The sequence below is a fragment of the Kurthia sp. Dielmo genome, from assembly GCF_000307285.2.
Lineage (GTDB): Bacteria > Bacillota > Bacilli > Bacillales_A > Planococcaceae > Kurthia > Kurthia populi.
This window is the reverse complement of sequence record NZ_HE578958.1, coordinates 201,037-216,105: the sequence shown is the minus strand read 5'-3', so window position 1 is coordinate 216,105 and position 15,069 is coordinate 201,037. Positions and strand designations below refer to the sequence as shown.

Annotated in this window: 17 protein-coding genes; 10 read left to right on the top strand and 7 right to left on the bottom strand. The window is 38.9% G+C overall.

What is annotated here, in order from left to right; all coding sequences use genetic code 11:
* Nucleotides 1-22: 22 nt before the first annotated feature.
* The 5 genes from KTHG_RS09670 to KTHG_RS09650 all read right to left on the bottom strand — a co-directional run bounded on the left by KTHG_RS09670 (nucleotide 23) and on the right by KTHG_RS09650 (nucleotide 6,213).
* Nucleotides 23-1,327, bottom strand: a complete 1,305-nt coding sequence (locus KTHG_RS09670) for a putative sensor domain DACNV-containing protein (RefSeq protein WP_139993147.1) — start codon at nucleotides 1,325-1,327, stop codon at nucleotides 23-25.
* Between the two features lie 315 nt (nucleotides 1,328-1,642).
* Nucleotides 1,643-2,485, bottom strand: coding sequence for an SDR family NAD(P)-dependent oxidoreductase (locus KTHG_RS09665; RefSeq protein WP_139993145.1), 843 nt, complete (start codon nucleotides 2,483-2,485; stop codon nucleotides 1,643-1,645).
* Between the two features lie 173 nt (nucleotides 2,486-2,658).
* The gene (locus tag KTHG_RS09660; protein WP_139993143.1) at nucleotides 2,659-3,771 is read right to left on the bottom strand and encodes a YcjF family protein; all 1,113 of its coding nucleotides are present in this window, start codon (nucleotides 3,769-3,771) and stop codon (nucleotides 2,659-2,661) included.
* Complete coding sequence (locus tag KTHG_RS09655) at nucleotides 3,772-5,646, bottom strand: GTPase domain-containing protein (protein WP_139993141.1); 1,875 nt, start codon at nucleotides 5,644-5,646, stop codon at nucleotides 3,772-3,774. It lies immediately after the preceding gene.
* Between the two features lie 102 nt (nucleotides 5,647-5,748).
* Complete coding sequence (locus KTHG_RS09650; protein WP_139993139.1) at nucleotides 5,749-6,213, bottom strand: hypothetical protein; 465 nt, start codon at nucleotides 6,211-6,213, stop codon at nucleotides 5,749-5,751.
* Nucleotides 6,214-6,393: 180 nt separating this feature from the next.
* On the opposite strand from KTHG_RS09650, the gene amaP reads away from it, so the two are divergent.
* A complete protein-coding gene (gene amaP / locus KTHG_RS09645; protein WP_139993137.1) occupies nucleotides 6,394-6,927 on the top strand; it encodes an alkaline shock response membrane anchor protein AmaP in 534 nt (177 codons plus the stop codon).
* 24 nt (nucleotides 6,928-6,951) lie between these two features.
* A complete protein-coding gene (locus KTHG_RS09640) occupies nucleotides 6,952-7,383 on the top strand; it encodes an Asp23/Gls24 family envelope stress response protein (RefSeq protein ID WP_139993135.1) in 432 nt (143 codons plus the stop codon).
* Nucleotides 7,384-7,430: 47 nt separating this feature from the next.
* On the opposite strand, the gene KTHG_RS09635 is transcribed toward KTHG_RS09640, so the two are convergent.
* Nucleotides 7,431-7,808: an MFS transporter permease gene (locus tag KTHG_RS09635; protein WP_139993133.1), complete on the bottom strand. Its 378-nt coding sequence runs from the start codon at nucleotides 7,806-7,808 to the stop codon at nucleotides 7,431-7,433.
* Nucleotides 7,809-7,907: 99 nt separating this feature from the next.
* Here KTHG_RS09635 and KTHG_RS09630 point away from each other — a divergent pair, with 99 nt between their 5' ends.
* From KTHG_RS09630 to KTHG_RS09605, 6 genes are all read left to right on the top strand, one after another.
* On the top strand, nucleotides 7,908-8,471 hold the full coding sequence (locus KTHG_RS09630; protein ID WP_139993131.1) for a TetR/AcrR family transcriptional regulator: 564 nt from the start codon (nucleotides 7,908-7,910) through the stop codon (nucleotides 8,469-8,471).
* A gap of 159 nt (nucleotides 8,472-8,630) precedes the next feature.
* Nucleotides 8,631-10,625: a catalase gene (locus KTHG_RS09625; RefSeq protein WP_139993129.1), complete on the top strand. Its 1,995-nt coding sequence runs from the start codon at nucleotides 8,631-8,633 to the stop codon at nucleotides 10,623-10,625.
* Nucleotides 10,626-10,728: 103 nt separating this feature from the next.
* Entirely contained in the window at nucleotides 10,729-11,181 is a 453-nt protein-coding gene (locus tag KTHG_RS09620; RefSeq protein WP_126989663.1) for a MarR family winged helix-turn-helix transcriptional regulator, read from the top strand.
* A 10-nt stretch (nucleotides 11,182-11,191) separates the two neighbouring features.
* Nucleotides 11,192-11,707, top strand: coding sequence for a GNAT family N-acetyltransferase (locus tag KTHG_RS09615; protein ID WP_139993127.1), 516 nt, complete (start codon nucleotides 11,192-11,194; stop codon nucleotides 11,705-11,707).
* 153 nt (nucleotides 11,708-11,860) lie between these two features.
* Entirely contained in the window at nucleotides 11,861-13,066 is a 1,206-nt protein-coding gene (locus KTHG_RS09610) for a glycosyltransferase (protein WP_186439546.1), read from the top strand.
* A complete protein-coding gene (locus KTHG_RS09605; RefSeq protein WP_139993123.1) occupies nucleotides 13,050-13,766 on the top strand; it encodes an HAD-IIB family hydrolase in 717 nt (238 codons plus the stop codon). Before KTHG_RS09610 ends, KTHG_RS09605 begins: the two co-directional genes overlap by 17 nt.
* Before the next feature lie 45 nt (nucleotides 13,767-13,811).
* Here the strand turns inward: KTHG_RS09605 and KTHG_RS09600 are convergent, their stop codons facing one another.
* Nucleotides 13,812-14,081 carry a hypothetical protein gene (locus tag KTHG_RS09600; RefSeq protein ID WP_139993121.1) on the bottom strand — a complete coding sequence of 90 codons (270 nt, stop codon included), beginning with the start codon at nucleotides 14,079-14,081 and terminating at the stop codon, nucleotides 13,812-13,814.
* A 452-nt stretch (nucleotides 14,082-14,533) separates the two neighbouring features.
* On the opposite strand from KTHG_RS09600, the gene KTHG_RS09595 reads away from it, so the two are divergent.
* Complete coding sequence (locus KTHG_RS09595) at nucleotides 14,534-14,806, top strand: hypothetical protein (protein ID WP_126989658.1); 273 nt, start codon at nucleotides 14,534-14,536, stop codon at nucleotides 14,804-14,806.
* 15 nt (nucleotides 14,807-14,821) lie between these two features.
* Nucleotides 14,822-15,049 (top strand): helix-turn-helix domain-containing protein, encoded by a 228-nt coding sequence (locus KTHG_RS09590; RefSeq protein ID WP_126989657.1) that lies wholly within the window; start codon nucleotides 14,822-14,824, stop codon nucleotides 15,047-15,049.
* Nucleotides 15,050-15,069: the final 20 nt, after the last annotated feature.

Genomic DNA, 15,069 nt, shown 5'->3' with positions numbered 1-15,069 from the left:
GACGTGTTTTGTGCCAGTTTATTTACGTTAAGCGAATACCATCCCAAAGGTAGGTAATCCCTTCATGTTGTTTCACTGCTTTAACACGACCATCTTGTGAAATCACAAAAACGATAGCTGCCGGATTGTATTTTGCGTAGCGAATAGCAGAGCGGTGTCGCGTACCATAGGACGTAATTTTTAGAACACGTGATTCTCGCGCATGCGGAGATAGTGCTTGCTTGATCGAGCTCAGCTGGTCATTCGTTAGGCGGATTTCTGTACCAAAGCCAAGCACCTCTAAATGATCATTCATCACGACAGCACCGTCAACCTCTGACAGTGATGCAATGAAATGCTCATGCTCGGTAATTCGCTCATTTGCCTCTTTTACATGAAATACTTTGTCGACCATATTCATTGGTTGTTGCTGCCCAAGATAGGTTGAGAAATCACTTGCTAATGTTTTCGTCAATTGACTCATCTCAGGCATGGCTTTCATTTTATGAAGCCAATTTAAATGTTCAACGGTGTTGACAAGTTTTGGCCAAATCGCCGGTCCACGCAGTTCATATTTCATATCGAGCGCATGGGGATCAGCCGTAAAGGTGGACGGGACAATAATGAGTGTACCGCCATGACGTTCTTTTTCAATAAGCTTCAATATATTGCTAAGGGTTCTAAAGTATACTTTTTTCGCTAAATTTCTCGAGCCTTTTCCGGCAATAAATAATTCCGTTAAAACCTCTTCAAAATGCTGTCCGATAATCCCTTCACTAATTGTTCGAGCCGGATATTTTACAAGCTGACCACCACTTAGGCGATACAATTCCTCACTTCCGGCACTAGCAATCAGTTCACCCGGCTCGAAAACACTGAGCGTAAATAAATGAGCGGACGGGGCCACAAGCGCCAGCATTTCATCTTTAATGCGCGAAAAAGTATTTTCTACAGGCAGTACACCCCATACGACAAGTTCGTCTGAGTTAGTTTGTGAGACATGCTTTTGCGCACAAATAGCCAAAATGCTTTTTTCCGGATCAAATGCCGGACAGAGCCGCTTGATTTCACTTTTTGTGAAGGGAATTGGATGATCAAAAAACGTAGGTGCCTTCGTATCACTAAGTACAGACGACAGCTCATGTGGATTCAAATAGGTCATCTTTGCGGTACTTGGTCGCGCCTCTTCTTTCGCAAAACTTAAATGATACATGATATGTAGCATAGTAAGTAATTCATCATCATTTGGAAAATGCACGATTGGCTCAGGTAAATCATGTGTTTTTAAATAATGCTGCCAGTCACTCTTGGTTCGTTCAACGAGGTCTGGTGGATAAAGGTAGTTCATAGAACCCCTCCTTTTTCTTCAGTATAACGTATTAAAAAATCAGATGCGATGAATGGTTTTTACAAATTTCTGTAAATATTTTACACTGTAGTAGGGGTGTAGAACATGAATGAACAAAAAAATATATTTATTGATACAGAGCCATTAGGACTTGCTGGGGAAAAGTAAAAAGTGCATATGCAGGAAAGGGTTGTTCAAGGTCCCGCTCAGCTATGTATGCTCGTGTCAGTTATCTTAAAAACAGTATAGTACCTAATCAGGCAGCACGCTTTTCCAATAGAAAAAAACAGCCGGTGTCAGCTGTTTTGACTGTATTTATTCGCCATAGCCTTCTGGGGGCGGCGTTGCTTTTTCAGCATGGCGACTTGCCGGTTCCCATTCACGCCACGTATTGATTTTTTTCGTCGTATGGTCGAGTGCGGCATCAAAGACCATGCTTCCTAAAATGAAACGAAGTGGGGGATTTTTTGCTTGCACGATCTCCCATAAGGCATCAGCCGCAAGCTCCGGTGCGCTATCGACAGATTGGTTTTCTTGCTGACTAAGTTCCTCACGATAAGAATCATAACCGGGTAGCTGCTCTGCGAATTGTAGCTTTAAATACAAATTGGTCCAGTAGCCACCCGGTTCGACAATCGTTGTATGAATGCCAAAGTGAGCGGCTTCGTGTGCCAATGCTTCACTAAAGCCCTCAAGCGCAAACTTACTAGCACTATACATACTCGTCATCGGTCCGGTAACAATCCCCCCAATACTTGAGATTTGAATAATATGCCCGCTTTGCTGGCTTCGCATGATCGGCATCACCGCCTGTGTTACCCAGACAGCACCAAAAAAATTCGTCTCCATTTGATCGCGTACTTGTTGCTCTGTAAATTCCTCTGCCATCCCAAGCATCATCGAGCCTGCACTGTTCACAACAATATCAATATGTCCGAAATGCTGGTGAACTTTTTGAATAGCTTGTGTGATTGCTTCTTTTTGCGTGACATCCGCCACCATAGGGAATAACTGTGTCGGATAATCCTGCCTAAGCTCCTCTAATGTTTCAATATGACGTGCTAGCCCGGCTACGTTATCGCCTGACTGGAGTGCTTTTTTTGCAAAGGCATAGCCAAGACCACTACTAGCGCCTGTAATTAACCAAACTCGTGTCATTTGCAAAACCTCCTTCCATTATCTTTACCCAAAAGGTGCAAAATCATTCAATGAACAGAAGGTATTCTGCACATAATAGATAATAAATGTTGATATGATAACTTTTTATTATTTTATTAAATTATACAAATATAAAAAAGCAGAAGCCCTCTGATGAAAGCTTCTGCGTATTTTTATTTTTTCTTTTGATTATCCATTTCTTTTTTCAAGAAATCATCAAACATTTTTTTCACTTCATCACTTTTTAATAGATCCGTCATAAACTCGGTTACGTCCTCACCACGAATGTTTTTCTTCGCAATACGGTAGCAAATTTCGGATACCGTAAAGCCAAGTGATACAGTAATTGCTGTCGCAACCGAGCCGTTAATAACCGAGCCTGCACCTGGAATAAATTTTGTAAGCTGTGCTACGAGGTAGCGTCCAAGATTGCTGACAAGTGTTCCTGCACCGAGCGCACTGACGATAACCGAAATATTTTCGAAGTCACTATCTAAGCCATATTGCTTCATAATGCGACCAATCATCGCGCTTTGGTTCGCTAATAAAAGGGGACCATCTGCAAATGGAATCGGCGTAAAGCCGACCGCAAACGAAGCGGCCGCATGCTGACGGATAGCTTTATTCACTTCTTTTTTCACAAGGTCGACATTCGTACGCTGAGCACGTAAGAATGCATATTTTACAGACGGCTCGATATGCTCGTATGTCCAAGTGATGAGCTTGCTAAGCTCGAAATTATCGCCTGCATCATATACGGTTGAGACATAGAAATGAGGGATATTCGCCTGCTGTAAAATGGCCATCATCGCACGTAAATCTTCCTCAGCCGCCATATCAGCCTTTGTTAGCACAACAGCAAGGGGCTTACCCGTTTTCATAAAGCGCTCAATCATCGCGATATCCATATCGGTTACGCGGCTATTTGGCGCGGCAATGCAGTACCACACCATATGAATTTGGTCCGCTGGTTTGGTTTTGCTATCTTCCATATAGAGCTGCATTTCATTTAAAAATCGAGTATGTTCCTCAGTTGCGAGTTCATAGCCTTTCGTATCAAATAGGGTGATCGGCATATTTGGAACAGAATATTTCGTTGTTTCCTGTGTGACAGGCTTCCCATTCCCGACCTTTGTAAAATCGATATCAAATACTTTGTTGACAAGTGCTGATTTACCAACACCTGTTGCGCCTACAACGAGAATATTGGCATTGCCATCCTCTTTTAAAAATACTTCGAGCGCTTTTTCAACTTGCTCGGTCACCTGATAGTCTTCCTTTGTCATCTATAATTCCTCCTTGTCAATCGCGGCACTTGCACGTGCAATAGTTTGGCGTGTTTCATCTTCAATACGAGCACGATTTTCCGTCAAATACCGCTCCATCTCTTTTTGAAACTTGCGTCCTACTTGTGGCGGTGCCTGCATTAAAATCGTTGAACGAAATGCCTCTTCTAATTTACTAAAGGCCACATCTAATGCCTCAATGCGCCACTCATTATCGACGTGATTCGTGCGATTTGTACGGCGTGCCGGATGAGTCACATCAAGTGTACTTGCATACGTAGTCATTGCGGCATGCACCTCTCGCTCCATTAATAGATTTAAATCTTGGCTTACAAAGCGCTCAGATAGCTGCTTCGCAAGTGCAACCGCTTCCTTACTTGATGGACTTTCCTCGATACGTCGGCGGTACTCACCAGCCACTTTACGATTTGCTAAATAGAAAATACGCTCTGGTAGTCGCTCATTTAGCATCTCTAAATAATTGACACGAATATGTGCGGTAATCTCTTCAAGACCCTGCTGTTCAATGACCTGGCCCGTCATCAGTTTTTGTGCCACACTATTGACTGGAATAACGGTAACGTCCTCACGCGTCGCATCGTGTATGGTTTCTGTTAGCTCAGCGATGACTTGTGGCGATACGAGCGAAGCCTTTGTTAGCGCCACAATAACATGGATTTTTTTCTCCCGTAGCATATCAATTACTTTTAAATCAAAATCTTGCACGCGAGCAGAGGCGCCTGAAATACAATAAATGGCGATATGCACCCATTCTGCAACGGCTGCTTTATAGCCGCGTGCCTCAAGGAAATGATTAAAGTCTGCTAGCCATACCTGGTCTTTGCCCTGCTCAATGCCCCATGAATCAATTAGCGATACTGGAATGCCATTTAATACGAGCTTTTCCTCAAAAAAGCCTTGCTCGGTCACAGGTTTTCCGGCACCAGTGGCACGTTTTGGCGCATTAAATAAATAGTTGATAAGGGACGATTTACCAACGCCTGTCTGCCCTAAAATCGCGACATTTACAGATTGGCGAGCGCGTGTTGGTAGCATGGCCTCTTTCACTTGTGAAATATAGCTCTCGACTAAATCTGCTACATCACGATTTGTGCGAAGCTGCTCTAAAATATAGTGTTCAAAGGCATCCGCTACATGAATTGACGACTTATTGACAATGGCACGTGCTTTTTTCGATGTTTTGCCAATCAATGTTTTGAAGCGCCCAGGTTTTTCTTCGACTTCTTCAATAGGACCGCGTAGCTGTTTGAAGAATGCAGATACATTTGATGTAAATGTATCTAGTGACAGCTTTTGTTCAGGCTGCTCCTCGAAAAAAGCAATTTTAGGTGATAATGGCAGTAAGAGTTCCTCAGCCACCTGATGCAAAATAGGCGGCAAATCCTTTGTTAAAAATTGTGCAGTAAATTGCTCGGCCTGCTGCTGTGCATTTTTCGTGCGCCATATTTTTTCAACTTTTTCCTTATACGGAATCAATGCTTTTTTCGCATACAGCATCATTTTCGCGCGGAAGTAAGCACGAACGACGCGCAAATAACCTTCAAATAATGCATCTTCTAACATGATGACATCATCTGCATTTGTTAACGTCACATTCGGTGGCAGTGTCATATCCAAATCAATGGGCCCCTCTACATGACGAAGTGCAATAACAACCGGCATTTTTTTCGCTGCCTGCTGAATCGTAAACAATTCATCCGCAGTTGGCCCTTTTGCATCCATAATGTAGAGCATGATATTTGCTGAGTGATTGCTATTAATAATTGGAATATCGCCTACTTGCGTCAAGGGTAATGTAAAATCCTGCGTACTAGGTTGTTTATATAATAAAATATTGAGCTGTGTTAAATCCACGTCATCACCATCTTTTTCTAGAATGTACTATAGTATACGGAATACCCGAAAAAATGTTTCATCGAACACAAAAAAACCGAGACAATCGCCTCGGGTTTGATATTATTTCAACATTTTTTTGTAGTCGCTACGTTGAATGTTCGTAAAGTTAACATGATCGAGCGACGTTTTTTTACCATCTAGACGGAAATAAATTGTTTGTAATTTAGGCATGTTTTTAAAGAATGTTACAGCGATGCGATCCGTGAAGAATTGGCCACCAGTAGAGCCTTGCACGACTTGGCTAGTTGCTAGAGATGATTTGAAATTAAGCGTAATCGTTTTTTCTGATTTTGATACAGCATACCCTTTTACATAATGTGTATAGTGTAGCTCATGCATTAAAAATTTTGTCATTGAACCATTTTTAGCGTAGCTATAAGGCGACTTATGCTCAACGACTAATTTTGTCGCCATTTTATTTGGAGCATAGATTGTGAGTTGTTGTGAGGCATGTGCTGCAAGTGGAGCCGTCATAAGTGGTAGCGCAATCATTGTTGCAATGAATGGCTTTGTCCATTTCTTCATTGTGAATCACACCTTTCATTTTAAGTTATAGTTATCTATTCCCGCTGCAAACAGAAAAAATGCTAGGGAAAGGGACTTATTAGGCTTTTAGGTATGTATGACTACAAATGAATCAGGCGTTTATTTTTGAGGAATAGTGGAAGAATGACAATAAAGAAATAATAGTAGGAGGTGCATAAATTGAAGCGTCTTATTAGCTTTTTAATAGGGCTCATTGTTTTTTTAGGCATAGGCGCGCTTGCGTTGATGGTGTTTGACATTCCCCAGTTGTCGGATATACAGCGACAACTAAGCGGTTATGAATGGTTTGAGCCTATGCTCTATATTTTGACTGCGCTTATTGTCTTCATTGCGCTTATTTTTCTTCTGTTTGCCTTTTCTACATCATATAAAAAACGTGGTATTTATGAGCGCTTTGAGGATGGCGACATCTATATTACGAAACAAACGATTGAAAATCATGTGAAGCAGGCCATCGAAAAATATGATGATGTACGGCAGCCAACTGTTGCGGTGAAATTACATCAGCGTTCAAAAGATTCCTACCTCGATATTATGATTGATATGTTCGTAACTCGCCCTGATACACAGGTATTATTTGAACAAATGTATAGCGATATTAAAGCCAGTACTGAGCAGTTTGCAGAGATGCCTGTGCGTCATTTGAAATTTCAGCCGATTGATCAAAAAGAATTACGCCGTCGTGTGATTTAATTTACTAAAAAGGAGTCGATTATAATGAATGAAGAAAAAGTATACAATGACCAAGCAGGAGTAAATGAAGCACTTGAACAGCCGAAACATGAAAATTCATTAACATTTGATGATGGTGTCATTGCAAAAATTGCGGGGTTAGCAGCACGTGAAATGAAGGGCATTTTAGATATGAAAGGCGGTTTTACAGACCGCTTTAGCTCGAACAATGTGGCACGAGGTGTGTCGGCAGAGGTTGGAGAAAAACAAGCCATTGTCAATTTAAACGTGATTTTAGAGTACGGTCAAAGTGCACCAACTATTTTCAAAAAAGTAATTGACCTTGTAACGGAGCAAGTAGCTTATATGACGGGTATACATGTTGTCGAAGTAAATATGCATGTTAGCGACGTCATGAGTGCCAAGGAATATGAACAAGCAACTACGAAAGAGAAAAACACTGGCAAGTTAGCGTAATATAAAAAAGAGGGTGCTGCCTTAATGGCTGACACCCTCTTTTTATGTTAAAAACGTACGCGAACCTTTTCGTATACGCGACCATAAATAATCGTGAAAAAAATAACGCTCGCAACAGTCGTAATAATACAAGGAACGATAAATGAGCTATCCATTGCGAAAATAACATCCTTACGGAACCAATTTTGGAATGGCAATCCAAATCCTAATAATATAATGAAAAATAAAATTTTGAAGCCGATATGCTTACCCCGCATTTTTTTAATGGCGCCGTTCACACCAAGACGTAAAAGCGCGAGACCTAGTCCAACCGCAACGAAAATGAGTAAATAAAATTTCACTGCATCATTAAAAATAAAGGCTTTCCCAATCAAGACGACTAAAATTGCTGTAGCAATCGTTAAAAAAATGGTACTTTTTTTCATACAGAACTCCTTTTAAGATGATGTAACTATCATAAGATGCGACGTATACTATAGCAATAATCACTATTTAACAAAGTGTTGAATGGTTTGGAGGGTATTATGACAATTTATGATGAAATGAATGTTGCAACTAAGCAAAAAATTATGGATGCACTGATTACATTATTACAGCAACGCCCACTATCAAAAGTATCGGTTCAAACAATTGCCAATCAGGCAGAAGTCAACCGTGGTACAGTGTATGTTCATTTTGTAGATAAGTACGCTATCCTAGAAACAATTGAAAAACGTTTAATTGAGGGCTTAGAAAAAGCTATCAAGTCGCTTCAGCCAGCGTCGATTTTAGCAGAAGCCCAACAAGGCATCGTGTCGCCATTTTCTACACGAGTATTTCAGTACATTGAAGAACAGCAAAAAGTATTTCGTACACTATTACTTCAGGATGTCGAATTTACAAAGAAGCTACGCGATTTTTTTATGAATCAATTTATTGAAAAAAAGGCGTTAATAATTGAAAATGTGCCTATTCCCTATACGGCCGCTTTTGCTGCATCGGCATTTTTAGGTGTGGTGGAACAATGGCTGACAGCACAGGAGATTGATGGCCAGACGGCGGCTACTTATTTTATTAAAATTATTTTAGGTTTAAAGAAAATAAACTAGTTTATTATTTTAGTCCTTTCGTTTGGAATTAAGAAACTAAACCTTTTTACCTGTTAGAAATTCATCTTATTGGGCAGTCTACTACATAAGGGTGTCCAATAAAGAAAACATGCATCCGATTCATTCAAAAACCTGTTAATTCAAAGGAGGAAAATGAACATGGAGCAAGAGAACAAGAAAAAACAACAATTAGAGGACTATACAGTAGAGGATCGAGATAAGGCGCTGACAACGAATCAGGGCTTGAAAATGAGTGAAGATGAATTTTCATTAAAAGTTGGAGATCGTGGACCGACGATTATGGAGGATTTTCATTTTCGTGAAAAAATGACACATTTTGACCATGAGCGAATCCCAGAGCGCGTCGTCCATGCACGCGGAACAGCTGCACATGGCTATTTTGAAAGCTACGGGGATGCGAGTGATATTACGATGGCGAAGTTTTTAAGTGAAAAAGGAAAGCAAACGCCTGTTTTTGTACGTTTTTCAACAGTGGCAGGTTCTCGTGGGTCGGCTGACAGTGTACGTGATGCACGTGGCTTTGCGACGAAATTTTACACAGAGGAAGGAAATTATGACCTAGTCGGTAATAACATTCCGGTATTCTTTATTCAAGATGCTATTAAATTTCCAGACTTTGTCCATGCAGTGAAGCCAGAGCCGCATAATGAAATACCACAAGCACAAAGTGCCCATGATACATTCTGGGATTTTGTAGCGAATAACCAAGAAGCAGCGCATATGGTGATGTGGCATATGTCAGACCGTTCCATTCCACGAAGCTATCGTATGATGGAGGGCTTTGGTGTTAATACGTATCGCTTTGTAAATGAAGATGGTGTGGCACATTTCGTTAAATTGCACTGGAAACCGGTACTTGGTGTTCACTCGTTTGTTTGGGATGAGGCGCAAAAGATTGCTGGGAAAGATCCAGATTTCCATCGCCGAGACTTATATGATGCTATTGAACAGGGCAATTATCCAGAGTATGAATTAGCGGTGCAACTGATTCCAGAAGAGCAAGAATTTGCATTTGATTTTGATATTTTAGATCCAACGAAGATTTGGCCTGAAGAACAAGTTCCGCTTCGAAAGCTTGGAAAGATGACGCTTAATCGTAATGTGGACAATTTCTTTGCAGAAACAGAGCAAGTGGCCTTCCATGTAGGACATGTTGTACCAGGGATTGACTTCTCAAATGACCCGTTATTACAAGGCCGTTTATTCTCTTATACAGATACGCAGTTGATTCGTCTTGGTGGTCCTAATTTCCACGAGATTCCAATCAATAAACCAGTTTGTCCATTCCATAATAATCAACGAGATGGCTACAACCGTCAAACAATCAACCGCGGTCAAGTAAGCTACCACAAAAACAGCTTGCAAAATAATACACCAAACCCTGTTCCACGTGCTAATGGTGGATATGAGCATTACCAAGAAAAAGTAGATGGTCGAAAAATTCGTGCACGTAGTAAAGGCTTTGAGGATCACTTTTCTCAAGCACGTCTATTTTGGAATAGTATGACACCAATAGAAAAAGAACATATTACGAAGGCATTCTGCTTTGAAGTAGGGAAAGTACAAAGTATGGATGTGCGTAAACAGGTTGTAGAAATGGTGGCACATATTAGCCATGACCTCGCAAAAACTTTAGCTGAAAAAGTGGGCGTTACTGCGACAATTGAGACCATTCCAGAAGAGACAGAAACGAAGCAATCACCAGCTGTAAGTATGTATACGAATCCAATTCGTTTTGTAGAAACGAAAAAAGTTGCGGTCATTATTCAAAAAGGGGAGGAAGCAAAGCCACTTATTGAAGCACTAGAAGCAGCGGGTATTGTCGTCGAAATCGTTAGTGATCGACAAGGAACGTTAGGAGACGTTATAAGTGACCATACATTTGATACAGCTTCTCCGGTATTATATGATGGTTTAATTGTTGCGACGAAGTTTGAAGATGCGTTAACACAACGCAAAGTCGAAACATTTATTGATGAAGTATACAATCACTATAAAGCGATTGGCTATACGGATGAGGATGTTATTCAAGTTGCTTATAGTAAAGCACCTGGCGTTGTGAAAGGATTAGAAGCTTTTATTGATGCACTCGCAACAGATCGTCATTTTGATCGTGAATACGCGATTGGATAACTTAAGAGAAGAAGTAGGGACAGCTTCCCTGCTTTTTTTTATTGCTTTTTTTGTTGCAAATACAATATAATAATGTTGTATTTACAACAAAGTGAGGTGTAATATGACAACGATTTTACGGGAAATTGGGATGATTGCGCGTGCGCTGGATTCGATTAGTAATATCGAATTTAAAGAATTAAATATGACGAAGGGTCAATATCTGTATTTAATTCGTATTTATGAACATCCGGGTATTATTCAAGAAAAAGTGGCAGAGATGTTAATGGTAGACCGTACGACAGCTGCGCGTGCTGTACAAAAGCTTCAGCAACAGGGGTTCATAGAGAAACGTGATGATGCTACAAATAAAAAAATTAAAAAGTTGTATGTGACAGAGAAAGGTGCTGCGGTTTATCCATATTTAAAGCGAGAAAATGATTATTCTGATGATGTCGCATTAGAAGGCTTTACGATAAAAGAAAAACAATTACTACAAGACATGCTTGAAAAAATGCGTCATCAAGTAGAAGTAGAATGGGATTTTGTGAAAAAGGGAAATAAACGACAGTATTAGGAGGGTTTTTATGAAATTTGTACAGTGTACGCCAAACGATGTAGCAACTTTACAACAAATTAGCCGCGAAACATTTTACGATACATTTGTAGGGACGACGCCAGAAAAAGATATGGCTGATTTTTTAGATAAGGCTTATGCAGAGGAAAAGCTAATTGCTGAACTACGCAATCCACAGTCCACTTTTTATTTTTTAAGAAATGATAAAGAGCAGGTAGTGGCGTATCTAAAAATAAATGTAGGGGATGCCCAGACGGAGGATATGGGTGAGGATACATTAGAAGTTGAACGGATTTATGTGCGTAAAGCATATCAGAAGCAGGGGTTAGGTAAGTTATTAATGAATGAAGCATTCAAACAAGCTGAATTGAAGCACAAAACGAATGTCTGGTTAGGCGTATGGGAGCATAATACAAATGCCATTGCTTTTTACGAGAAAAAAGGCTTTCAAAAATTTAGTGAACATGCCTTTGTTATTGGTGATGACACGCAAATTGATTGGTTAATGAAATGTCCAGTAGAGTAGAATAAATGGAGTAGGAATCTTTCAAGATTTCTCTTTTTTTATTTTTAAGTAGAAAATCTTATTTTTATAAGTAGTTCTAAAAATATGTTAAAGCATCTTTTAGATGGGAAGACTATTAATAAGAAACATCTATGACATAAGGAGGAAATGGTAATGAAAAAAATTTTATTTATTTCAGAACATGGAGATCCCCTAGCACCACTTGGTAGTAGACAGGCTGGAGGTCAGAACAATTATGTCAAACAATTAGCATTAGAACTGGATAGCTTAGGATATGCTGTGGATATTGCTACGCATTGGTGTAACACATCCGCACCACAAATTGAGAAAATTGGGCAACATAGTTATGTACATCGCTTCGATGCAGGTGTCCATGGCTATGTTGATAAAAATGAGATGCGTAGTTTGATGGGGGCTTTTTATGAGGAAATTGTAGAAGCGCTACCTATTTCATCGTATGCCATTATTCATACCCATTACTGGATGTCAGGCCTTGTGGGATGCGAGCTGAAGAAAAATTATGGAATTCCATTTATTCATACTAACCATTCATTGGCACTTGCTAAAAAAGAAGGAAGCGGCGAACTAGACCGTTTCCGCTTAGCATGTGAGCGACAAGTGTTAATTGAAGCGGATACGGTGCTAGCTACTACAAAGCAAGAAAAAGAATTAATAGAACGATGTGCCCCAAAAAGCCGTGTAGAAGTCATTCCGATTGGTGTTGCACCAATTTATTTAACAAAATCAATTGACGTTTCACGTGTAAATACAAATTATTATTTTTATGCAGGACGTCTCGTTAAAACGAAAGGAATCTTTGAATTGATTGCGGCTTTCAAAGAAGTAATAACGAAACCTGATGTACCGAAAGACGTTTTATTAATTGTAGCAGGCGGCACAAAGGCAAGCATTAATCCGAAGACACAATTACCGCGTAATCGAAAAATATTAAAAGCCTTACAGGGCATAGAAGACCGTGTACTCTTTATTGGACCGCAAAATGCGAAGCAGTTAAAAGTCTTATATGCAAATGCCATTGCAACAATTATGCCATCTTACTATGAATCATTTGGGATGGTGGCAGCAGAGGCACAAGCGACGGGATGTCCCGTCATCGCGACAAATGTCGGGGGACTTCAAGAAGTAGTCGTAGATAATCGTACAGGCATCCACGTGCCAAAAGCATCACCAAAGGCCTTGGCGTCTGCGATGCGTGAGTTATTAGTAAAGAAAACAATGCGTCTAATGATGAAAAAACAAGCAAAAAAACGTGCTATGACAACATTTAACTGGAAAGAAATTGTGACAGATATTACTGCATTGTATAAAAGGAGTTTGACATATGTATCCAAATCTTAAGGAGCAAGTGCTTGCAACGGATCTTGACGATACGCTTGTAAGCGAGAAGATTTCACATGAGCAGTTATGGACATATTTTGGTGACAATCGTCCCTCACTTATTTATATAACAGGGCGTTATTTTCAATCAGCCTATCAGCTCATACAAGAAAACAATTTGCCGCAGCCAGATATTTTAATTTGTGATGCAGGCGGCTCTATCTATTGTGGTGAAACATTTAATGAAGATTTACTCTGGAGTGCGGCATTTCAAAAAATGCCTGTGAAAGCAATTGAGGAAATTGCGAATGAGTTAGATATTGAATGTCAGCAGGTTGATGCTAATAATCGTTTGGCACTGAATGCGACACCAGAAACTTATAAATTATTCAAATATGCACTACAAGCTCAAGGCATTGAAGCGACAACGATTTTCAGTAATGAACGCCAACTCGATGTGTTAGCACCTAATGTGAATAAAGGAACAGCATTACATTATGTGCTTGAAAAATGTCAGCATACGAAAAATGTTGTGGTAGCGGGTGATTCTGAAAATGATGTGCATCTCATTGCAGCTGGATACCCGGCAATTATTGTTGGCAATGCTTGCGAGGAGTTAAAGCTTCTTGAGGGACCTTTGATTTACCATGCAGAAAAGAGTGCTGCTGAAGGGATTATTGAGGGTTGGCATTTCCATCGTCATCAATACGATATTGTTTAATGCATTAAAAAAGCAGAAATCCAGTAATGGATTTCTGCTTTTTTATTAGGTTCTTTTCATAAAATAAACAGGGACTAATAATAATGTACCAAGGGCTCCACCAAAGAAAATACTGCCAAATAATAAAAAGTAGAAAAATGCTGTAAAACTACCTTCAATGGATAAAGAAATGGCGATGCCAATGAATGCCAATAGCCCAATACAAGCGCCAGGTAATAGGAAAAAACGGCGACTTCCAAAAAGTTTCATCGCAAGTCCAATAAATAGCACAATGGCCATTGTTAATATCGCATAGGTTACGAGTGGATTTTCCATACTATCACCTCTTTCATTTTTCTGATACCCCTTCATTAAATAGTTATGCGTAGATTGAAAAGAGTTAACAAAGGATTTACAAATGGTTATTTTGTTTACATATACTTGAAAATCAATATAAATTATACTTCATTATATATTTAGGTATAGATAATGGGTATATTATACAAATTTTATTTAAAAATATCTTATAATTTTTCATTAGTTTTTTAGGACTTAATAAATAAAAAAACAGCAATTCTATTTCTGAAAGTAAATATAGAAGTCTAATGAATCTATTTTATATTCAGTATAATAATTTATTATTATACTGAATATAAAATAATAGAAAAATGATAGATAAACGAAAAAATAATGATTTTGAAATTATAGTTTAAATAGTTTACACTATTTATATAGTGTAAAGTATTTAAAAATAATTAAATTAAATGGATAAAATGGAGGTTTTATTTATGAATTCTATAGCAAATAGTGTTTATAAAAGTTACTTTTATTATCATTTAACAAATTTGAAAGCACGGATAGACGCGTGGCCTTCTACAACAATGAAACATGATCTGCTTCAAAAATTATTGTACATTGAACAAACAGCAAAAATAACAGAAGCTGATTACATTGACTTTGTAAATAGATTAAAAAAGATGAAATTACAAGTACTTGAATTTGATTTATGTCTCTATTGTTTAAAAGGACTCATCGCATATAGTTTTGAAAAAAGCATTTAAGGAGAGATTAGCTATATGGGAATTGATAATTATATGACGGTTCAAGAAGCGGTAAAGCGATGGGAAATTACATTGTATCGCTTGAATAAAAAGCTATCTGATAATGATTTAATGAGACGAGCTGTAGATGATAAAATTTTAAAAAACTTTAAAGTAGATACAACAGATAAAAATAACTGGATTATTTCAAAAAAATTTATGGAAATGTGGTTTGGACCAGAACCTATAAATGAGCGCAAATAAAAAGGAACGAGGACAAAATA